Annotated in this window: 32 protein-coding genes; 2 read left to right on the forward strand and 30 right to left on the reverse strand. The window is 46.7% G+C overall.

Translation table 11 applies throughout. The annotated features are described in order from the left end of the window. Positions 1 to 324: 324 nt before the first annotated feature. Together AC3G2T_RS33310 and AC3G2T_RS33315 are read right to left on the reverse strand one after the other, a co-directional pair. A complete protein-coding gene (locus tag AC3G2T_RS33310; RefSeq protein WP_474686373.1) occupies positions 325 to 555 on the reverse strand; it encodes a hypothetical protein in 231 nt (76 codons plus the stop codon). 158 nt (positions 556 to 713) lie between these two features. Next, positions 714 to 1,325: a stage II sporulation protein M gene (locus AC3G2T_RS33315; protein ID WP_474686371.1), complete on the reverse strand. Its 612-nt coding sequence runs from the start codon at positions 1,323 to 1,325 to the stop codon at positions 714 to 716. A 115-nt stretch (positions 1,326 to 1,440) separates the two neighbouring features. Between AC3G2T_RS33315 and pdaB the strand changes: the two genes are divergently transcribed. Continuing rightward, positions 1,441 to 2,223, forward strand: coding sequence for a polysaccharide deacetylase family sporulation protein PdaB (gene pdaB / locus AC3G2T_RS33320; RefSeq protein WP_474686369.1), 783 nt, complete (start codon positions 1,441 to 1,443; stop codon positions 2,221 to 2,223). A gap of 26 nt (positions 2,224 to 2,249) precedes the next feature. Here the strand turns inward: pdaB and AC3G2T_RS33325 are convergent, their stop codons facing one another. Then, a complete protein-coding gene (locus tag AC3G2T_RS33325) occupies positions 2,250 to 2,846 on the reverse strand; it encodes a KinB-signaling pathway activation protein (RefSeq protein ID WP_474686367.1) in 597 nt (198 codons plus the stop codon). Positions 2,847 to 2,984: 138 nt separating this feature from the next. On the opposite strand from AC3G2T_RS33325, the gene gerD reads away from it, so the two are divergent. Further along, positions 2,985 to 3,785 carry a spore germination lipoprotein GerD gene (gene gerD, locus AC3G2T_RS33330; protein WP_474686365.1) on the forward strand — a complete coding sequence of 267 codons (801 nt, stop codon included), beginning with the start codon at positions 2,985 to 2,987 and terminating at the stop codon, positions 3,783 to 3,785. 44 nt (positions 3,786 to 3,829) lie between these two features. Here the strand turns inward: gerD and AC3G2T_RS33335 are convergent, their stop codons facing one another. The 27 genes from AC3G2T_RS33335 to rplN form a co-directional block, all read right to left on the reverse strand. After that, positions 3,830 to 4,912, reverse strand: a complete 1,083-nt coding sequence (locus tag AC3G2T_RS33335; protein ID WP_488438181.1) for an Mrp/NBP35 family ATP-binding protein — start codon at positions 4,910 to 4,912, stop codon at positions 3,830 to 3,832. Positions 4,913 to 4,973: 61 nt separating this feature from the next. After that, complete coding sequence (gene cwlD / locus AC3G2T_RS33340; RefSeq protein WP_474686361.1) at positions 4,974 to 5,729, reverse strand: N-acetylmuramoyl-L-alanine amidase CwlD; 756 nt, start codon at positions 5,727 to 5,729, stop codon at positions 4,974 to 4,976. Positions 5,730 to 5,800: 71 nt separating this feature from the next. Beyond that, positions 5,801 to 6,973: a sulfate adenylyltransferase gene (gene sat / locus AC3G2T_RS33345; RefSeq protein WP_474686359.1), complete on the reverse strand. Its 1,173-nt coding sequence runs from the start codon at positions 6,971 to 6,973 to the stop codon at positions 5,801 to 5,803. Between the two features lie 43 nt (positions 6,974 to 7,016). Further along, positions 7,017 to 7,709: a phosphoadenylyl-sulfate reductase gene (locus AC3G2T_RS33350; protein WP_474686357.1), complete on the reverse strand. Its 693-nt coding sequence runs from the start codon at positions 7,707 to 7,709 to the stop codon at positions 7,017 to 7,019. A 225-nt stretch (positions 7,710 to 7,934) separates the two neighbouring features. Further along, positions 7,935 to 8,327 (reverse strand): 30S ribosomal protein S9, encoded by a 393-nt coding sequence (gene rpsI / locus AC3G2T_RS33355; RefSeq protein ID WP_474686355.1) that lies wholly within the window; start codon positions 8,325 to 8,327, stop codon positions 7,935 to 7,937. A 20-nt stretch (positions 8,328 to 8,347) separates the two neighbouring features. After that, entirely contained in the window at positions 8,348 to 8,785 is a 438-nt protein-coding gene (gene rplM / locus AC3G2T_RS33360) for a 50S ribosomal protein L13 (protein ID WP_474686353.1), read from the reverse strand. Positions 8,786 to 8,935: 150 nt separating this feature from the next. After that, positions 8,936 to 9,718, reverse strand: a complete 783-nt coding sequence (gene truA / locus AC3G2T_RS33365) for a tRNA pseudouridine(38-40) synthase TruA (protein ID WP_488438182.1) — start codon at positions 9,716 to 9,718, stop codon at positions 8,936 to 8,938. 102 nt (positions 9,719 to 9,820) lie between these two features. Beyond that, the gene (gene rplQ, locus AC3G2T_RS33370; RefSeq protein WP_163953683.1) at positions 9,821 to 10,186 is read right to left on the reverse strand and encodes a 50S ribosomal protein L17; all 366 of its coding nucleotides are present in this window, start codon (positions 10,184 to 10,186) and stop codon (positions 9,821 to 9,823) included. Between the two features lie 24 nt (positions 10,187 to 10,210). Beyond that, positions 10,211 to 11,155, reverse strand: coding sequence for a DNA-directed RNA polymerase subunit alpha (locus tag AC3G2T_RS33375; RefSeq protein ID WP_474686349.1), 945 nt, complete (start codon positions 11,153 to 11,155; stop codon positions 10,211 to 10,213). 126 nt (positions 11,156 to 11,281) lie between these two features. Further along, complete coding sequence (gene rpsK, locus AC3G2T_RS33380; RefSeq protein ID WP_188178365.1) at positions 11,282 to 11,677, reverse strand: 30S ribosomal protein S11; 396 nt, start codon at positions 11,675 to 11,677, stop codon at positions 11,282 to 11,284. Positions 11,678 to 11,695: 18 nt separating this feature from the next. Next, positions 11,696 to 12,064: a 30S ribosomal protein S13 gene (gene rpsM / locus AC3G2T_RS33385; RefSeq protein WP_474686347.1), complete on the reverse strand. Its 369-nt coding sequence runs from the start codon at positions 12,062 to 12,064 to the stop codon at positions 11,696 to 11,698. Positions 12,065 to 12,083: 19 nt separating this feature from the next. Continuing rightward, the gene (gene rpmJ, locus AC3G2T_RS33390; RefSeq protein ID WP_003333770.1) at positions 12,084 to 12,197 is read right to left on the reverse strand and encodes a 50S ribosomal protein L36; all 114 of its coding nucleotides are present in this window, start codon (positions 12,195 to 12,197) and stop codon (positions 12,084 to 12,086) included. A gap of 126 nt (positions 12,198 to 12,323) precedes the next feature. Continuing rightward, positions 12,324 to 12,542: a translation initiation factor IF-1 gene (gene infA, locus AC3G2T_RS33395; protein WP_009676800.1), complete on the reverse strand. Its 219-nt coding sequence runs from the start codon at positions 12,540 to 12,542 to the stop codon at positions 12,324 to 12,326. A gap of 2 nt (positions 12,543 to 12,544) precedes the next feature. After that, complete coding sequence (locus AC3G2T_RS33400; protein WP_474686345.1) at positions 12,545 to 12,850, reverse strand: hypothetical protein; 306 nt, start codon at positions 12,848 to 12,850, stop codon at positions 12,545 to 12,547. A gap of 10 nt (positions 12,851 to 12,860) precedes the next feature. Beyond that, entirely contained in the window at positions 12,861 to 13,613 is a 753-nt protein-coding gene (gene map / locus AC3G2T_RS33405) for a type I methionyl aminopeptidase (RefSeq protein ID WP_474686343.1), read from the reverse strand. Further along, positions 13,613 to 14,263, reverse strand: coding sequence for an adenylate kinase (locus tag AC3G2T_RS33410; protein ID WP_474686341.1), 651 nt, complete (start codon positions 14,261 to 14,263; stop codon positions 13,613 to 13,615). Before AC3G2T_RS33410 ends, map begins: the two co-directional genes overlap by 1 nt. An 88-nt stretch (positions 14,264 to 14,351) precedes the next feature. After that, positions 14,352 to 15,659 (reverse strand): preprotein translocase subunit SecY, encoded by a 1,308-nt coding sequence (gene secY, locus AC3G2T_RS33415; RefSeq protein WP_474686339.1) that lies wholly within the window; start codon positions 15,657 to 15,659, stop codon positions 14,352 to 14,354. Next, on the reverse strand, positions 15,659 to 16,099 hold the full coding sequence (rplO, locus tag AC3G2T_RS33420; protein ID WP_474686337.1) for a 50S ribosomal protein L15: 441 nt from the start codon (positions 16,097 to 16,099) through the stop codon (positions 15,659 to 15,661). Before rplO ends, secY begins: the two co-directional genes overlap by 1 nt. Before the next feature lie 36 nt (positions 16,100 to 16,135). Beyond that, positions 16,136 to 16,324: a 50S ribosomal protein L30 gene (gene rpmD / locus AC3G2T_RS33425; RefSeq protein ID WP_163953700.1), complete on the reverse strand. Its 189-nt coding sequence runs from the start codon at positions 16,322 to 16,324 to the stop codon at positions 16,136 to 16,138. Positions 16,325 to 16,336: 12 nt separating this feature from the next. Continuing rightward, complete coding sequence (gene rpsE, locus AC3G2T_RS33430) at positions 16,337 to 16,834, reverse strand: 30S ribosomal protein S5 (protein WP_474686335.1); 498 nt, start codon at positions 16,832 to 16,834, stop codon at positions 16,337 to 16,339. Positions 16,835 to 16,862: 28 nt separating this feature from the next. Beyond that, positions 16,863 to 17,231 carry a 50S ribosomal protein L18 gene (rplR, locus tag AC3G2T_RS33435; protein ID WP_474686333.1) on the reverse strand — a complete coding sequence of 123 codons (369 nt, stop codon included), beginning with the start codon at positions 17,229 to 17,231 and terminating at the stop codon, positions 16,863 to 16,865. A 101-nt stretch (positions 17,232 to 17,332) separates the two neighbouring features. Next, a complete protein-coding gene (rplF, locus tag AC3G2T_RS33440) occupies positions 17,333 to 17,875 on the reverse strand; it encodes a 50S ribosomal protein L6 (RefSeq protein WP_474686331.1) in 543 nt (180 codons plus the stop codon). Between the two features lie 29 nt (positions 17,876 to 17,904). After that, positions 17,905 to 18,303 (reverse strand): 30S ribosomal protein S8, encoded by a 399-nt coding sequence (gene rpsH, locus AC3G2T_RS33445; protein ID WP_474686329.1) that lies wholly within the window; start codon positions 18,301 to 18,303, stop codon positions 17,905 to 17,907. A gap of 32 nt (positions 18,304 to 18,335) precedes the next feature. After that, positions 18,336 to 18,521, reverse strand: a complete 186-nt coding sequence (locus AC3G2T_RS33450) for a type Z 30S ribosomal protein S14 (protein WP_113022649.1) — start codon at positions 18,519 to 18,521, stop codon at positions 18,336 to 18,338. 36 nt (positions 18,522 to 18,557) lie between these two features. After that, positions 18,558 to 19,100 (reverse strand): 50S ribosomal protein L5, encoded by a 543-nt coding sequence (gene rplE / locus AC3G2T_RS33455; RefSeq protein ID WP_474686327.1) that lies wholly within the window; start codon positions 19,098 to 19,100, stop codon positions 18,558 to 18,560. Between the two features lie 32 nt (positions 19,101 to 19,132). After that, the gene (gene rplX, locus AC3G2T_RS33460) at positions 19,133 to 19,486 is read right to left on the reverse strand and encodes a 50S ribosomal protein L24 (RefSeq protein WP_474686325.1); all 354 of its coding nucleotides are present in this window, start codon (positions 19,484 to 19,486) and stop codon (positions 19,133 to 19,135) included. 41 nt (positions 19,487 to 19,527) lie between these two features. Then, complete coding sequence (rplN, locus tag AC3G2T_RS33465) at positions 19,528 to 19,896, reverse strand: 50S ribosomal protein L14 (protein WP_474686323.1); 369 nt, start codon at positions 19,894 to 19,896, stop codon at positions 19,528 to 19,530. Positions 19,897 to 19,906 lie beyond the last annotated feature (10 nt).

Genomic DNA, 19,906 nt, shown 5'->3' on the forward strand with positions numbered 1-19,906 from the left:
CTCCAAAAAGGTGTTACCTTTATTGAAAGCTGAATAGCTCAATTTCAAAGCTGACGAGATTTTGCAATCTCTTGTTTTGGTTGATTGCTCAACCTTGCTTCTTCACTCGTTGTTCAGTTTTCAAAGAACAATTTCCATCCTTCTTGCTTCGCCACCGTTTTAGCGGCGACTTTTATAATATAACATGTTCGCCTACTCAATTGCAAGTGTTTTTTTACTTTTATTCAAAAAAAGTTTTTCATACACTTCATCACTGAGCTCTTCTTTCGAAGCGGCGAGATATAAAATAACATACTTTTAGAGGGTAAGTCAAGCCTATACCCTCTATTTTTTTTCCACTTGATAATTCCGGTTTCGTGCGTACTTGGAAATTTCCTTGGGGGAAGCCAATCGTGCATACATCCTGAAAATGACTTTGTATCTGGATTCAATGGCTCCTTTTATTTCTTGGTCGATCCTTTTGTCGTTTAAATCGAACAACATCTCGTCCAATTCTTTGCGAAGCACGTAATCCAGTTCCCTGCATTCGCGTTCATTAAACAAAAATCCGAGCATAAATCCATTCAAACCCCTCTCGACTGTAGATACAGACTTCAAAAACAAGGATTTATGGCAGTATCCCGGCAGGTGACATGAAATGGCACGTCTCCCTTTCCGCTTTACTGTTATGCTCAGATTTTCCTTTTTTTATGAGGATTATTTTCAAATATTTTTTACCGATGAAGCAACCAATAAGTTAAAGTACTTTCGATGACAGCCGCCACAAATAAAGCGCCGACAAGCAGGATAGTTAAAGGTTTCGTTAACTTCAATACTTGGGCAAGCTCCGATCGGGCGGTTCTGGCGTGATCGGGAATGAACATCTGGAACCCGTTTTTCCAAACGAGCATCCCTAATTTCAATCCGTACGCGCAGGCCAGCAGAATGGCCGGAATTTCGATGATGCCGTGAGGCAGAATGCCCTTCAGAATAAGCGCCACGGTGCTTTCTTGGCTTTTCAAAGAAAGAACGAAGCCCAGTACCATTCCGTTGGCTACCAGCATAAAAAGCGGCAAAATGCCAAACAAAAGACCTAAAAACATAATGACGACAGCCTTGATCGCATTATTCAAAAAAATAACGATGAAAAACATCAATTGCGGATTGTCTTTACTGTTCAATGCTTCGCTTAGCGATTTAATGCCCTTGAGTTGTCCTTCAAGAAAGTTCGAAAATGAGCCCGAATAGGCCCAGCCCATGTAGAGACCAAATGCAAAAACAAGAACAGATGCAATAAAATAGTGTTTCATTTCCTTAAAATGATGGAACAACGGTTGAAATTTCACGTTTGATTTCCTCCCGACATTTGGAAGCATAAGTGGAGTGTGTACGAGCATACATTGATTGTAAAACTAATAAACAAGCCTTACCCGCTGTAGGGCGTCAAGGAGGCTCTTGTCAGTGAATTATTTTCTGGTGATGAACGGCAAAAAAATAAAGCAATATCTATTCATTGCGGTTGCTATTATATTCGCCGCGGCGATCGTGTATTCGGAGCAAAGCAACATTTCCGTCTTCTCGAGCAGCGAGCCGGCGGCGATCTACAGCGTGCAGACTGACAAAAAAATCATTGCTTTAACTTTCGATATCAGTTGGGGCGAGCAACGAACAGAGCCGATTCTAAAAGTACTTGAAGACAAGGGCGTCAAGAATGCGACTTTTTTCCTTTCCTCCCCCTGGAGCAAAAGCCATCCCGAAATTGTAGCGAAAATTAAAAAGGACGGCTTCGAAATTGCGAGCCACGGACATAAGCATGCCAATTACAGCACTTTGAGCGATGAAGAAATCCGCAAACAAATTTCTACAGCACATGAGATTTTGACTGAATTAGTCGGAAAAGAGCCGAATTTGATTCGCATGCCGAATGGCGATTTCGACAAAAGAGTGCTGCGGATCGCGAATGACCTGGGATATTCCGTCATACAATGGGACACCGACTCCCAAGACTGGTTGAATAAAGGCGTCGATAATATCGTGGGCCGCGTCGTTTCCAAAGCTCATCCCGGTGACATCGTATTGCTTCACGCCAGCGATTCCAGCAAGCAAACGCATGAGGCGCTGCCGGCCATTATCGACCAACTCCGAGCCAAAGGATACGAGTTTGTTACGGTCAGTGAATTGATCAAGCAGACTCAAGTCGATAATAAACCGGTCGAAGATCAGGCGATGAAACACGTTTATTAGAACTCGCAAGAAAGAGCTAGCCCGGACTAGCTCTTTTTGTTGTCCAAAATTTTATGCAGAATCAGAATTTGCCAAGCGTTGCATGCAATCAGCGGAGACAGCATAAACCAGCTGGAAGCCGAATTATCGAGCTTTAGCGCAGGAACTGCCTCACAAACGGTAACGGCAAGCATAAAGAACAGAGTGGGAATAAAAGCGCTGCGATTTGTCAGCTTGACTTTCCAATACGCGACGCCCAAGGCAATAATCAGCAAGACGACAGGCATTATTGAATAGGTTATAATCGTCCCTGAGTTGGCGAAGCTTGAATAACGCAAATATACAAGATCAAATAATACTACAATGACAATTGCCAATTGGAGAAAATCCCAGACCGTTTTGGAGCGAATAATTCCGGCAACAATGAATCTCACGATTAAATAAGCGAAAAAACCCATCTGACTCAGCACGCTTATGGTTGCTCCGCCCAATATCATATAGGACAGATTGATGCCTACAGCCGACAAGCCCATGACCGAAAATTCGCGATCCGAATATTGCATAATAAGACCGATAATGGTAGATACAATCATTCCGATAACCAAAGTCGTCCAAAACAAATGAAACCATTTGCGCAAAGTCAAGTTTATTAACCCCCAAACATGAAATCTAATAGTTAATTGTACCAACGTTTTCGGCAAAAAGCCAATGAATGGCGGTCATATTCTTTCCCGAACGACACATACTATCGATATCAAGCCAGGGAAAGGAGCAGGAGTTTCATGTTGAAGAATAGGCTAAAAAAGCTGCAAATTATACCTATTTTCCTGATGACTGTTCTTCTTGCATCGTGCGGGTCGGACAGTTCCTCTTCACAAGGCGCTTCTCAAGGAAGCAATTATAAAGATACGAAATCCATGGTGCTCGATATTTTGAAATCAGATGACGGCAAAAAGGCGATCACAGCCGCGACACAGGGCGGTTCGGGAGGCAGTTCAGGCGGTGGGGCAAGTTCCAGCAGCGCAGGCGGACAATCTCAAATCAAGCTGCTTTCCTCCAATGAGTCCCTCCATCTCCAAATGGCCGTCAAGGATGTTTTGACAGCTCAGGAAAACAATAAATTTCTTCAAGATATGATGAAAGACCCGAAATTTGCAGGCGATTTTGCCAAAGCGATTAAAACCGATACCAAACAAATGTTCAAAGAACTGCTCAAAGATCCTGAATACCAAAAATCGCTGGTTGATGTAATGAAAAATCCGGACTACGAGAAAATGATGATGGATTCGATGAAAACTGCGCCTTATCGTCAACAAATGATGACAGTTATGCAGGACGCGGTGAAAAGCCCTCTGTTCCGGGCGCAAATGATCGATTTGCTCAAAGCGGCCATCGAGCAGCAGAGCCAGCCTCAGCAGTTGTCCCAACAAGGCAAGAAAGGCGATCAAAGCGGCGGCGGCAAAGGCGGCGGGCAAGGAGATTCGGAAGGGGAAAGCAAGAAAAAGGATGACAGCGAGAAGAAGAAAAAGGATTCCGACTCCGGCTCTGACTCCGATTCTGATTCTTCCGATTCCAGCGGTTGATAAAAGGAAAAGGACTAACGGTCAAATCGCCGCTAGTCCTTTGTTTAATTTTCCAACTTATGGATAACTGTTTCCGCAACATCCAGATATATTTGCCCCGCGGTCGTCTCCGCTTTATAAACCGATGGAGAGTAATCCTTTTCGGAAATATGGTTGTCGGGAGCGCCGAGCGGGATTTGGGCCAACAGCTCGCTGTGCAGCTCTTCGGCCAGCTTCGCGCCTCCGCCCCGGCCAAAGATATAGTCTTTGGCTCCGCACGATTTGCATTCGTAATACGACATATTTTCTATGATTCCGATAATGTCGTGATTCGTCTGCACAGCCATCGCCCCCGCCCGCGCGGCTACGAAAGCTGCTGTCGCATGCGGTGTCGTCACGATGATTTCTTTGCTCTGCGGAATCATTTGATGGACGTCCAGCGCTACGTCGCCTGTGCCGGGAGGCAGATCAAGCAAAATGTAGTCCACGTCGCCCCAATCCACTTCGTTGAAAAAATTGCGCAGCATTTTGCCCAGCATAGGACCGCGCCAAATGACCGGAGCGTTATCCTGGACGAAGAAGCCCATGGAGATCACTTTTACGCCGTATTTTTCCACAGGAATGATCGTGCTGCCAACGACCTGCGGACGGTCTTCAATGCCCATCATATCCGGGATGCTGAAGCCGTATATATCGGCATCGACGATCCCGACTTTTTTGCCCTTGCAAGCCAAAGCAACGGCCAAGTTGACTGTAACGGTCGATTTGCCGACTCCGCCTTTGCCGCTTGCCACTGCGATGAACTGCACCTTGGAATCTTCGCCTAAAACGGCTTTTTTAGCCGATACAGCTTCTTCCTGATGGCCCGGGGATTGCAGCGCCTCTTCGATTTGATTTTTCTCATAATCGGTTATGGGACGGAAGCGGATATGTACTTGCGATATGCCGATTTCTTTTAAAAACCCTTCGATCGTCTTTCTGGCTTGTTCCTTATACGCTTCTTCCTCTACAGTCGTAATGAGGCTGAGCGAGATGCTATCTTCTTTAATCATGATATCCCGAACCAGATTCAAATCCGTAACGCTCTGTTTGTACCGCGGGTCCACAAAAGGTTTCAGAGCCTGCAGCAGTTGTTCTTTTGTGATCATAGCCATCCACACACCTTTACCGAGACAAAGTATTATGCGGGTCTATTATATCACAAATTGATCAAGAACCCACTTTTTCACCGGCATAATACCGCAGGATGCCTTGGTAGATGGAGGCGGCTATTTTTTGCTGATACTTCTCATTGTTCAGAAGTCTTGCCTCCTCCGGATTGGAAAGAAAGCCGACTTCGACCAGTACGCTGGGAATGGACAACGTTTTTAACAAATATACCGTCTTATCCGCTTGTTTGGCCACTCTGTCCGTATTCTCCAAATTTTTCACGAATTCGCTTTGAATCAATGCCGCCAAGTTCGAATTGTCCTTGTTGTTCGGGTAGAAGAACGTTTGTGCACCTCTCCATTTTTGGGAGGGAATGCTGTTCAGGTGAACGCTGAGGAACAGATCCGCTTTTTTATCGATAATGAAATCGGCACGATTGTGGAGATCCTCGGTTTTTCGTTTGCTGTAGCCTTTGGTGCCGGGCGAGGCCAGATCCTTGTCTTCCTCCCTGGTCATGACAACAACGGCGCCGGATTGCTGCAAATAGTCGCGAAGGTATAGCGTGATGGCCAAATTTATGTCTTTTTCGATAACGCCTTCCTTGCTCGAGGCGCCGCCGTCCGGGCCGCCATGTCCTGCATCCAGCGCAATCGTTTTTCCCGATAAGGGCAGCGTAAATTCGCTCCATGTTTTCGTAGCCGGCAATTCATACGTATAAATGAACACCATCAAGCCGAGCAGAACGGCCGACAACCCCAACTTCAGGGCCCCGTTTAAAGTCAACCAGACAATCAGCCTGCTCTTCCTTTTGCGCATAAAAAATCCACCTCTGTTCCCCATAGACTCTGTAACATCTATATGGGACAGGGTGGACAAATATACCTTGCTTACACTTGATATTCGGGGTCTCTGAGCCCTTCAATCAACACCTGCGCAACCTCCGGACGCGTGAACTCGGGAGGCGGACATTGACCGTCTCTCAGCAAGCCGCGGACTTTCGTACCGGAAAGATGCAAGTGAACGGACTTGTCGTGCGGGCATGTTTTGCTGGAAGCCATGTTGCCGCATTTCGTGCAGAAGAAGCTGTGCTCGAAGAACAGCGGCGTGATGCCGATTTCCTCAGCCGTAAAGTTGCTGAAAATTTCCTGCGCTTCGTAAGTGCCGTAATAGTCGCCTACGCCGGCGTGGTCGCGGCCAACGATGAAATGCGTGCAGCCGTAGTTTTTGCGCACCATGGCATGCAGAATCGCTTCACGCGGGCCTGCATAACGCATAGCGGCGGGATACACGCCCAGGAAGGTACGATCCTTCGGATAATAGTTTTCGAGTAGCACGAGGTAGCTTTTCATGCGTACGTCCGCCGAAATATCATCGGACTTCGTTTCCCCTACAAGCGGGTTCAGGAACAAGGCGTCAACGATTTCCATCGCCGATTTTTGAATGTACTCATGAGCGCGGTGAACCGGGTTGCGCGTTTGGAAACCGACTACCGTTTTCCAACCCTTTTCCGCGAAAATGCGGCGGGTTTCGGCCGGATCGAAGTAAAACTCTTCGAACTTCTTGGGCTTCGGACGGTTCAACAGCTGAATCGGTCCTCCCAGGTTTGTAGTCGGGCGCGAGAACAGCTTATCTACGCCCGGATGTGCCATATCGTCGGTTTTAAACACTTTGACGGCCTCATTCTGCCGGTCTACCGTGTATATGCTCGTTACATCCAGGATCGCGTAAGTTACGTTATCTTCTTCGCCGACAAGAGCAACCTGCTCGCCCGTTTGAAGCGTTGCCGCGACTTCCGCAGTCACCGAAAGAGTAATAGGTATGCTCCACACCGTTCCGTTAGCAAGCCGCATGTTTTCTACGACCGATACGTAGTCCCGTTCATCCAAAAAACCGGTTAAAGGTGAAAATGCGCCAACCGCGATCAAATCAAGATCGGAAATCGTCCATGCATTTACGCGAATTTGTTTCAAAGCGGCAGCCTGCTGAAGAACGCGTTCCTTGTCCTCTTGCGGCACCAAGCGGTTGATCAGTTCTCCGCCATGCGGTTGAATCCTTGTCATTACGTACTACCTCCGTAAACGTTAATTATGATCGCAAAAACGATTATTTATGAAGTCCGCACTCTGTTTTCTCAAAGCTAGCCCAACGGCCTGCGCGCGGGTCTTCTCCAGCCGCTACAGGGCGTGTGCAGTGCTCGCAGCCGATGCTTGGAAAGTTGCGGTCATGCAGCGGATTGTAAATGACGTTGTTCTCGCGAATGTAGTTCCACACATCTTCCGAAGTCCAGCTGGCGAGAGGGTTGAACTTGATCAGACCGAATTTCACGTCATACTCGACTTTCTTGGCGTTAGCACGCGTAGGGGCTTGGTCGCGGCGGATGCCGGTTATCCACGCGTCGTAGTTTTTAAGAATATCCGTCAACGGATCGACTTTGCGGATGTTGCAGCATGCGGTAGGATCGCTTTTCCAAAGCTCATCGCCATGCTTTTGCGCTTGCTCTTCAAGCGTCAGCTTTGGCAGAACCTGAACGAACTTTTTGCCGTAATGCTGTTCCAAGCGATCTCTCGTTTCATAGGTTTCAACAAAGTGAACGTTAGTGTCCAGGTAAAAAATATCTACATTCGGATTAATTTTTTGCAGCATATCTACTAATACTACATCTTCAGCGCCAAAACTACACGCAAGCGTAAGACTAGGGAATGTTTCGACAGCAAGTTTAAGTACAGCTTCAGCGGATTGGTTTTCGAATTCTTCAGCCGCTTTAGCTACAAAAGCTTCTTTTTCAAAAAGGTTCATGACTTCAATTCCTCCCTCGGAAAATATATCCGACTATTATCATATGAATTATCTTAATTATAACTGACTTCTGTATCCTGTCAATGACTTTTTGCCATTTTGGTTTAAACTCGCTGAAATCACAAAGTCAGTATACGAATCTGCAGCAGTTTTCGTGAAAAAGAAAAAACCTTTCCGGCAAGTTGCCGAAAAGGTTCTCTCTTAAGCGCACAATGGCGCTGCATATTAACGTTTGGAGAATTGAGGCGCACGACGTGCAGCTTTCAATCCGTATTTTTTACGTTCTTTCATACGAGGATCGCGAGTCAGGAAGCCTGCTTTTTTCAAAGATCCGCGATACTCAGGGTCAGCTTTGAGCAGCGCACGGGAAATGCCGTGACGGATGGCTCCAGCTTGTCCGCTGATTCCGCCGCCGTGAGCGAGAACCAGAACATCGTATTTGCCCAATGTTTCTGTCAGGTTCAGCGGTTGTTTCACGATCAGCTTCAAAGTTTCCAGACCGAAATATTCGTCCAGATTACGTTTATTAATAATGATGCGTCCTTCACCCGGTACAAGGCGCACACGCGCTACCGAATGCTTACGACGACCCGTTCCATAGTATTGAACTTGTGCCACAAAACAGTCCTCCCTTTATATTATCCGCGAAGATTCCAAACTTCAGGTTGTTGTGCTTGATGTGGATGCTCAGCACCGGCATAAACTTTCAGCTTTGTTTTCAAGCTGTCGCCAAGACGGTTCTTAGGAAGCATACCGTGTACAGCCAATTCGATGATGCGATCCGGCTTGTTGTTCAGCATATCCTGAGCGGACGTTACTTTCAATCCACCTGGATACAAGGAGTGACGGTAGTACATTTTGTTTTGCAATTTCTTACCGGTTAAATGAATTTGGGAAGCATTGATGACAATGACAAAATCCCCGGTGTCTACGTGCGGAGTGAACTCCGGCTTATGCTTTCCGCGGATGATGCTGGCTACTTCACTTGCCAGACGGCCAAGTGTTTGACCTGCTGCGTCAACAATGTACCATTTACGCTCAACTTCATTTGGCTTAGCCATATATGTGGTACGCATGCTTAATCCTCCTAAAATATATCTCGTAACATGTTCATGAGTTATTTTAACAATTATCGATGGATGTTGTGGCCGAATCCGTGATCCGGGGCCGTGGGATAGCCGATCAAGAAACGCCAAGTAATATTTTACACGAAAGCGTAGGCAGAATCAAGCAAATATTTCTTCATCATCATACTCCACGTTCCACAACATGAGACCGATCGCTTCTGCAGTCGGACCTGCTTGACTGCGGTCTCTCGCTTCCAAAATGCACAGCATATCGCCGCTCTTTTTCTTGCCTTCACCGATTTGCAACAGCGTGCCCATAATGATCCGCACCATATTGTAAAGGAAGCCGTTTCCCGAAACAATCAAGCGTATCCGGGCTATGTTTCCTTTGGCAAAAGGCTCGTCATACTCCACCTCAAGGCGGGCCTCGTAAAGCGTTCTGACTTTCACTTCCTTATCCGTTCTTACCGTGCAAAATGAAGTAAAGTCATGCTCGCCGATCAAACACGGCAGCGCCTCTATCATCGCCTCCACGTTTAAACGCGTCGGATGATGATACTCATAATTGCGGTGAAAAACGTCCGGAAATCGAGCCGTACGCACCGTATAGCAATACGTCTTGCGCTTGGCGCCTTTGCGAGAATGGAAGGAGAGCGGAACTTCTTCCGCCGTATGGGCGACGATATCTCTGGGCAATCTGGCATTAAGAGCGAGGCACCAGCGTTCCACCGGTATTTTGGATTCCGTCGTAAAGTTAATCACTTGCGCTTTCGCATGAACCCCCGCATCCGTCCGGCCGGAAGAGATGACTTTCACTCTCTCGCCGGTCAGCATGTGGACGGCCTGCTCGAGCCTGTCTTGAATCGTATCCGAATTGGGCTGCGTCTGAAAGCCGGAGTAAGCCGTGCCATCATAGCTGATCGTAAACCGCAGATTTCTCAAGCGTTTTATTCCTCCGACAAACCATTGTTCCGCCGCTTCCAAGACTGCAAAAAAAGGGCTTCATCAGAATCAGCAGATTCTGTCCACCCTTTCCCATCCGTCTTATGCTCGATCTACAAGCTCTAGGTAAACCATAGGCGCTGCGTCTCCGCGGCGTGGTCCCAGTTTCAGGATACGCGTGTATCCGCCTGGACGCTCGGAGTAACGAGTTGCCAGTTCGGAGAAAAGCTTTTGAATCGCATCTTGATTCTCATTAGCAGCTTCTCTGCGAACAAAAGCAGCCACCTGACGGCGTGCATGAAGATCTCCGCGTTTCGCGAGTGTAATCAGCTTCTCAGCGATGGAACGAATCTCTTTTGCTTTTGCTTCGGTTGTTTGTATACGTTCATGTATGAACAGATCCGTTACCAGATCACGGAATAATGCTTTACGATTACTGGAATCGCGGTTCAATTTCCTGTAGTTCATTGAATTAACCTCCTTCTGACTGGATTATTCCTCTGTACGCAAGCCAAGGCCGAGCTCTTCGAGCTTCTCTTGAACTTCTTCAAGCGATTTGCGTCCCAAGTTGCGCACTTTCATCATATCTTCTTCTGTTTTGGTAATCAGCTCTTGTACCGTGTTGATGCCGGCACGCTTCAGGCAGTTGTAAGAGCGAACGGAAAGATCCAGCTCTTCGATCGTCATCTCGAGAACTTTTTCTTTCTTGTCTTCTTCCTTCTCCACCATGATCTCGGCATCCTTCGCTTCATCCGTCAAACCGACGAACAGGAACAAATGCTCCGTCAAGATTTTGGCGCCCAAGCTTACCGCTTCTTCAGGTCTGATGCTTCCATCGGTCCACACTTCGAGGGTCAGTTTATCATAGTTAGTCACTTGGCCGACACGAGTATTCTCGACACTGTAGTTTACGCGGGTAATCGGCGTGTAAATCGAATCGATAGGAATAACTCCGATCGGCTGGTCTTCACGCTTATTCTTGTCCGATTGAACATAACCGCGGCCTCTGCCTGCATGAATCCTCAAATGAAGACGAGCATCAGGAGACAAAGTCGCAATGTGCAGATCCGGATTGAGAATCTCCACATCACTATCACCGCGGATATCCGCTGCGGTAATATTCCCTTCTCCCTCAGCATCAATTTCAAGTACTTTCTCCTCATCGGAGTGAATTTTCAACGATAGGCCCTTAAGGTTGAGGATAATTTCCGTTACATCCTCAAGCACGCCAGGGATCGTCGAAAACTCATGCAAAACGCCATCGATTTGGACAGAGGTTACTGCAGCACCCGGTAAAGAGGACAGCAAGATACGACGTAGTGAGTTACCTAATGTGGTACCGTAGCCCCGTTCCAACGGCTCTACGACAAACTTGCCATAGGCGCCGTCTTCACTTAAAGCTACAGTTTCTATTTTTGGCTTTTCAATTTCGATCATGAAATGTACCCTCCATTCAAAACGTCGTTTCCCTCTGGATACTTCGGTAAAAATTTGATAGTATGCCTATCCTTCAAAACCATTATTCACGATTTTGAGATATTTATACTACAAAGTATGCCTGAATTATACGCGACGGCGTTTTGGAGGACGGCAGCCATTGTGAGGAACCGGAGTTACGTCTTTAATCAGGTTCACTTCAAGACCTGCTGCTTGCAAAGAACGAATTGCTGCTTCGCGGCCAGCGCCAGGGCCTTTAACCATGACTTCAACAGTTTTCAAACCGTGCTCCATAGCTGCTTTTGCTGCGGATTCTGCTGCCATTTGCGCTGCAAAAGGCGTGCTTTTACGGGAACCTTTGAAACCAAGGTTTCCTGAACTTGCCCAGGAAATCGCGTTGCCATGAGGATCCGTAATGGTAACGATAGTGTTGTTGAACGTGGAACGGATATGTGCCACGCCGGACTCAATATTTTTGCGGTCACGACGTTTCGTACGGACTACTTTTTTAGGTTTTGCCATTAGCTCTAACCCCCTTTATTATTTCTTCTTGTTAGCTACTGTACGACGAGGACCTTTACGCGTACGAGCATTCGTTTTAGTACGTTGTCCGCGAACAGGAAGGCCGCGGCGGTGACGAAGACCACGATACGATCCGATCTCGATCAGACGTTTGATGTTCAGGGAGATTTCACGACGCAGATCGCCTTCAACTTTCAGCGTTTTGTCGATTACATCACGGATTTTGCTCACTTCGTCTTCAGTCAGGTCGCGAACGCGAGTGTTCTCGCTAATTCCTGTAGCGCTGACGATTTTTTGAGCTGTTGTATTGCCGATACCGAAAATGTAAGTCAAAGCGATAACTACACGCTTATCACGAGGTAAGTCAACTCCAGCTATACGTGCCATTTACAGGCTGCACCTCCTTTTATCCTTGTTTTTGTTTGTGTTTCGGATTTTCACAGATAACCATTACATTGCCTTTGCGGCGAATAACTTTACATTTCTCGCAGATCGGTTTAACCGACGGTCTTACCTTCATTTTAACCCCTCCTATAAAGATTTCTTCAAGAAATCTTGTATCGTAAGCACCATGTTGCGTTTTCGTTAGAAAACTTGCTTCGTAAGCATACGCCTTGAGAGAGTAACTTACATATAAGCCGAACATTTATTTAAAACGGTAGGTTATACGGCCTCTTGTTAAATCATAAGGCGATAATTCTACGGTAACCTTGTCTCCGGGCAAAATGCGGATAAAGTGCATTCTGATTTTACCGGATACATGGGCTAGGATTTTATGACCATTTTCCAATTCAACCTTAAACATTGCATTCGGAAGAGGTTCAATCACTGTACCTTCTACTTCAATTACATCTTCTTTGGCCACAGTCATTCTCCTTTCTCTTGTGCTTCAACTTGCAGACGATCTACGAATTTGGCAATTGCGAACCGCAACTTCCCATTAGTTACACGGCCTGTTTCCCTGATGCTTGACTCGACTTCGCTGCTGATTGCATCCTGCAATTGAAGGTGGTTCAGGTTCTTCTTCTTCGGCTGATCGAATTTGCGCTTATCACCGTCTGCGAGCAGCACAAAACGGGAATCTACAATTCCGATCACGACCGCATATTCTCCGGGATCTCTGCCGCGAAGCACCTTTACGATCTGGCCCAGTTGTGGAGTTAGGCTATCCACTCTTTATCACCTACGCTTTAGGCAAAGTTAGTATTTCATAACCGTCTGCCGTAATTGCTATCGTATGTTCAAAGTGAGCACATAGTGTTCCATCCACCGTAACTACGGTCCAATCGTCTTCGAGTGTTTTGACAAACCTTTCGCCAACGATCACCATTGGCTCAATGGCTAATACCATACCCGGTTTCAAGCGTGGTCCTTTGTCCGGTATGCCGTAGTTCGGAATTTGCGGCTCTTCGTGAAGATCCGTGCCAATCCCGTGCCCGACATACTCCCTGACTACGGAGAAGCCTGCATCTTCAATACAGGTTTGGATCGCATGCGACAGCGTGTAAAGCCTGGCATCCGGTTTTGCCTCGGCTAGACCTTGATAGAGCGACTTTTCGGTAACTTCCAATAAACGCTTGGCGGTTTCCGTGATTTCGCCTACCGGATAGGTCCATGCGGAATCTCCATGATAGCCCTTATAGCGAGCCCCGATATCGATGCTGATTATATCGCCCTCTGCCAGCTTTCTTGGACCAGGAATACCGTGAACTAATTCATCGTTGACTGAAGCACAGATGCTGCCTGGAAAACCGTTGTAGCCTTTAAAAGATGGAGTTGCTCCCTGACTGCGAATGTATTCCTCTGCGATCTGATCAAGTTCTTTCGTTGTAATGTTCGGACGAATCGCCCTTGCCAGCAAGCGGTGCGTCTCTGCTACGATCCGACCTGCTTCTCGCATAAGGTCCAGTTCAACCTCGGACTTACAAATGATCATTACGCCAGACCTCTTATCAGTGAGCTGATTTGTTCGGTTACCGCATTAATATCCTGTTCCCCGTTAACCTCACGCAACATTTCCCTCTTTTGGTAGTAATCCAACAGTGGAGCCGTTTTGTTTGTGTACTCATCCAGGCGGGTACCGACTTTTTCTTCCGTATCGTCAGATCTTTGATACAATTCACCGGAGCATTTATCGCATACGCCTTCTTGCTTCGGCGGATTGAAGACGACATGATACGTAGCGCCACAGGATTTGCAAATTCTGCGGCCCGTAAGTCGTGGAAGCAGATAGCTGCGATCGACGGCAAGATTGATGACAAGCTCAATCTTCTTGCCCAGGGATTCCACGATTTCGTTCAAAGCATCCGCCTGGGCGACGGTTCTGGGGAACCCGTCAAGCAAGAAGCCTTTATCGCAATCCGGCTGCGCAAGCCGTTCTTTCACAATACCGTTCGTGATTTCATCCGGAACCAGAAGTCCCTTATCCACATATCCCTTAGCCTCGACTCCGAGCGGCGTTCCTTGGCTCATCGCCAAACGGAATGCATCGCCGGTTGAAATATGAGGAATTTGAAATTCGCTTACGATTTTTTCCGCCTGCGTACCTTTGCCTGCACCAGGAGGACCCATAAAAATAACGTTCACTTTTAACTCCCTCCCATCGCACTCGGCAATACGAACAGCACAATAGGTGCCGATGTCGCAAAATAAACGCCCCATCAGAACCTATTTGCTATTTATTGATAAAACCTTTGTAATGTCGCTTGATCAATTGGCTCTCGATTTGTTTCATCGTCTCAAGACCAACGCCTACTACGATCAATAGTGAAGTTCCACCGATTCTAACCGAAGTAGGAAGACCTGCAAGCCCTCCGAACAGCATCGGCAAAATCGAAATGGCTGACAAAAACAAAGCGCCCGACAAAGTAATTCTGGTCATTACTCGCGTCAGATAAACAGAAGTTGTTTTACCAGGACGAATGCCCGGGATGTATCCGCCGTTCTTTTTCATCTGATCGGCCATCTGAACAGGATTGATTTGTACAAACGTGTAGAAGTAGGTGAACCCGATAATCAGCAGCACGTAAAGCACGATCGCGAGCGGAGCTGTTTGGTTAATGCTCAAGTTAGTAATGATCCACTCGGCAACCACGTTGCCTCTCCAGTAACTTGCAATGGTCGGAGGGAACATGAGCAGTGACAAAGCAAAGATTACAGGAATTACACCAGCCGCATTCACTTTCAGAGGGATGTGGGTCGTTTGACCGCCGTACATTTTTCTTCCAACCACACGCTTCGCGTATTGGACCGGAATTTTACGTACCCCCTGTTGAACGAAAATCACCCCGGCAATGATCAAAATTACGACCAAAGCAATGATGACGAGTTTTACGATGTTAAGGAACAAAGCTCCCTCTGCGTTGGCAAAGAGTGTTTTGTAAATTTGCTGGATGCCAGTCGGAATCGCCGCGACGATCCCTGCAAAGATGATAATGGAAATACCGTTTCCAATCCCATACTCGGTGATTTGCTCTCCAAGCCACATCAAGAAGGCAGTTCCTGCCGTCAGCACGATGGCAATTAACGCAAATGTTGTAAAGCCAGGCGTAATAACAAGCCCGCTGTACAGACGGTTAAAGCCGATCGAAAGTCCAAACGCTTGAATCAACCCTAAGACGATCGTTCCGTAACGGGTAATCTGCGTCATCTTCTTTCTTCCGACTTCGCCCTCTTTCGCCCATTGCGCAAAGCGTGGAATTACATCCATGGACAAAAGCTGAACGATAATCGAAGCTGTGATGTACGGCATGATCCCCATCGCGAAAATCGAAAATTGGAAGAGCGCTCCACCAGAGAACGTGTTGAGCAAACCAAAGACGTCATTCTGATTGGTCTGGTCTTGCAGCTTCAAAACATCTGTATTAATGTTCGGCACCGGGATAAAGGCACCTACTCTGTAGACGATCAGCATAATAAGAGTGAAAATAATTCTTCTTCGCAGATCCTCTACCTTGAAGATGTTGGATATGGTATTGAACATTAAATCACCTCGGTTTGACCGCCGGCAGCTTGGATTTTCTCAATTGCGGATTGAGAGAACTTATTCGCTTTTACGGTTAATTTTACTGTAATTTCACCGTTTCCTAAAATCTTGATGCCATCTTTAGGAGCCTTAACAATACCAGTCTCCAGCAATACTTCTGGAGTTACTTCGGTACCAGCTGCGAAATTGTTCAGATCCTCCAAGTTCACAATTGCAAACTCTTTACGGAAGCGGTTGTTGAAACCACGTTTAGGCAAACGACGGTACAACGGATTTTGTCCACCTTCGAAACCAGGACGAACGCCTCCGCCGGAACGTGCATTTTGACCTTTATGACCGCGAGTTGCTGTTTTACCCATACCACTACCAGTACCGCGACCAACGCGCTTACGAGTGTGACGAGAACCAGTTGCGGAGCTAAGCTCATGTAACTTCATCGTTGCACACCTCCTCTAGATCTAAATGTGTAGCATTTATGCTTCGATTTCTTTAACTTCTACCAAGTGGCTTACTTGATTGACCATGCCTCTGATCGCTGCGTTGTCTTGGTGAACAACAGTTTGGTGCAGCTTGCGCAGACCTAATGTTTTCACAGTGACGCGTTGAGTTTCAGGACGGCCGATCAGGCTGCGTTTCAGGGTAATTTGTAATTGCTTCGCCATGTTTACCCCTCCTTAACCTAATAGCTCTTCAACTGTTTTACCGCGAAGCTTAGCGACTTCTTCCGCTCTTTTCAAACGGCTTAAGCCTTCAAGCGTTGCGTTAACCATGTTAATGGAGTTGGAAGAGCCAAGGGATTTGGTCAAAATATCGCCGACACCGGCAAGCTCGAGAACCGCACGAACCGGTCCGCCTGCGATAACTCCAGTACCTTGGGAAGCCGGCTTAAGCAGAACGCGGCCTGCGCCAAAACGGCCAGTAACAAGGTGAGGAATGGAAGTTCCTACGATAGGAACGTGAATCAGGTTCTTTTTCGCATCTTCGATGCCTTTGCGAATCGCGTCTGGTACTTCGGATGCTTTACCGATCCCTGCACCAACCCAGCCATTGCCGTCGCCTACGACAACAAGTGCGCTGAAGCTGAAACGGCGTCCGCCTTTTACTACTTTAGCTACGCGGTTAATGTTTACAACTTTTTCAGTTAGTTCTAAAGTATTCGGATCTACACGCAAGTCTCTTACCTCCTTATATATGTTTTTCCTAGAATTCTAATCCTGCTTCGCGAGCTGCATCAGCCAATGCTTGCACGCGTCCATGGTACAGGTATCCGCCGCGGTCAAAAACCACTTGGGCAAAACCTTTTTCTTTTGCACGTTTTGCGATCAGTTCGCCGACTTTACGAGCAGCTTCTACGTTACCACCGTTGCCTACTTCTGCTTTCAGTTCTTTATCCTGAGTCGAAGCGGACGCTACAGTGACGCCAGTCGTATCATCGATCAATTGAGCGTACATGTGCTTGGAAGAACGGAAAATGTTCAACCGAGGACGAGCCGTAGTTCCTTCGATTTTTTTACGAACGCGAAGGTGTCTTTTCAGACGCGCTTTGTTTTTATCGCTTTTAGTAATCATGAATACTTACACTCCTTTCATCATCCTATGATGCGAGGTCTATACTTACGAAGCCGGTCTTCTCACGAAAACCCAGAGCTCTTACCCGCGATCTGACTAGCTTATTTTTTCTTACCTGCTTTACCTTCTTTGCGAAGGATGCGTTCGCCTTCATACTTGATACCTTTACCTTTGTAAGGCTCAGGCTCACGAACAGCGCGAACTTTGGCAGCTGTAGCGCCGACCAGTTCTTTATCGATGCCTTTAACGATAATTTTCGTGTTGGAAGGCACTTCGAATTCGATTCCGCTCTCGGGAGCGATTTCCACCGGATGGGAGTAGCCAACGTTCAGAACCAGTTTGTCGCCGCTTTTGTTAGCACGGTAACCAACGCCTACAAGATCCAACGATTTCGAGAAACCTTCCGTTACACCGTTTACCATGTTGGCAACGACACTGCGTGTAGTACCATGCAGGGAACGGTGAAGTTTGTTATCGGAAGGACGCTCAACGGAAATCTCGTTCTCCAGAACGTTGATTTTCATATCTTTATGAAGTTCACGAGACAAAGTGCCTTTAGGCCCTTTAACTGTGATTAAAGTATTGTCCAGGGTTACATTAACACCACTTGGAATGGTGATCGGTTTGCGACCAATACGAGACATGTTTGCACCTCCATTCAATTACAATTGTATTACCAAACGTAGCAGATAACCTCTCCGCCTGCTTTGGATTGACGAGCATCTTTATCCGTCATAACTCCTTTGGAAGTGGAGATGATGGCAATCCCCAAACCGCCCAGTACACGAGGGATTTCTTGAGACTTAGTATATACGCGCAGACCTGGTTTGCTGATTCTTTTCAAACCGGAGATAACACGCTCGTTGTTTGAACCGTATTTCAGGAACAAACGGATGATACCTTGTTTGCTGTCCTCAACGTATTCAGCGTCACGAATAAATCCTTCTTTTTTCAGGATTTCAGCGATTTCCCGTTTCATTTTGGATGCAGGGATTTCAACTGTTTCATGACGAACGATATTTGCGTTACGGATGCGTGTTAGCATATCTGCAATTGGATCTGACATGACCATTTGTGTAAACCTCCTTCCCGAAAATAGGCTGATTACCAGCTTGCTTTTTTCACACCTGGAATCTGACCTTTGTAAGCTAATTCACGGAAACAAATTCTGCAAATTTTAAACTTGCGAAGCACGGAATGCGGACGACCGCAGCGCTCGCAGCGTGTGTATGCTTGAACTTTAAACTTCGGAGCGCGTTGCTGCTTGATTTTCATCGAAGTTTTTGCCACTTAATATTCCACCTCCTGATAGGTACAATTGGTAACCTATTTAACGAAAGGAGCGCCGAGTTGGGTTAAAAGCTCGCGAGCTTCTTCGTCGGACTTAGCTGTCGTTACGATAACGATATCCATACCACGAACTTTATCAATTTTATCATACTCGATCTCTGGGAAGATCAGTTGCTCTTTCAGACCCAGTGTGTAGTTGCCGCGGCCGTCAAAAGCCTTGTTGGAAATACCACGGAAGTCACGTACGCGAGGAAGCGCAACGTTGAAGAGTTTATCCAAGAAGTGATACATACGCTCGCCGCGCAGTGTCACTTTCACGCCGATCGGCATATTTTCACGAAGCTTGAAACCCGCAATGGATTTTTTCGCTCTCGTTACAACCGGTTTTTGTCCTGCGATTTTTTGCAGATCTTCTACAGCGGTATCCAGTACTTTGGAGTTCGATACAGCTTCACCAACACCCATGTTGATAACGACTTTCTCGATCTTAGGTACTTGCATAACTGTTGTGTAGTTGAACTTTTGAATCAGCGCAGGCGTAATTTCATTCAAATAACGATCTTTCATTCTTGCTGACATGTTTCAGTTGCCTCCTTTCCGTGCTTTTGGCATTAGTCGATGACTTCACCGGATTTTTTCGCTACGCGAACTTTTGTTCCGTTCTCTAAAACTTTGTAACCTACGCGAGTAGGTTTGCCGCTCTTAGGATCAATCAGCATCACGTTGGAAACGTGGATTGGAGCTTCTTGATTCAAGATGCCGCCTTGCGGATTTTGTTGGGTAGGCTTCGCATGTTTTTTAACCATGTTGACACCTTCGACCAATACACGGTTTTCACGAGGGTAAGCAGCGATAACGCGGCCCTTTTTACCTTTGTCTTTACCGGTAATTACAAAAACCGTATCGTCTTTTTTCACGTGCAGTTTATTGTTATGAGACTCAAGTCTCTTTTTGGTTCTTGGCATTGTGTTCTACACCTCCTGAAAGCATACTTCAAAACGCTTTATTAGATAACTTCTGGAGCCAAGGATACGATCTTCATGAAGTCTTTGTCACGAAGTTCGCGAGCAACCGGTCCAAAAATACGAGTTCCGCGCGGGCTTTTATCTTCTTTCACGATAACAGCTGCGTTCTCGTCAAAAGAGATGTATGATCCGTCTTTACGGCGAGCACCGCTCTTCGTACGAACGATAACTGCTTTAACAACATCGCCTTTTTTGACAACGCCGCCTGGTGTTGCTTCTTTTACAGAACAGATGATCAAATCACCAATATGACCTACGCGACGACCTGTACCACCCAAAACGCGGATACACATCAATTGCTTAGCGCCCGAGTTGTCAGCAACCGCCAAACGAGTAAATGGTTGAATCATCGTAGTCCCT

Source organism: Paenibacillus sp. sgz302191 (assembly GCF_057749925.1).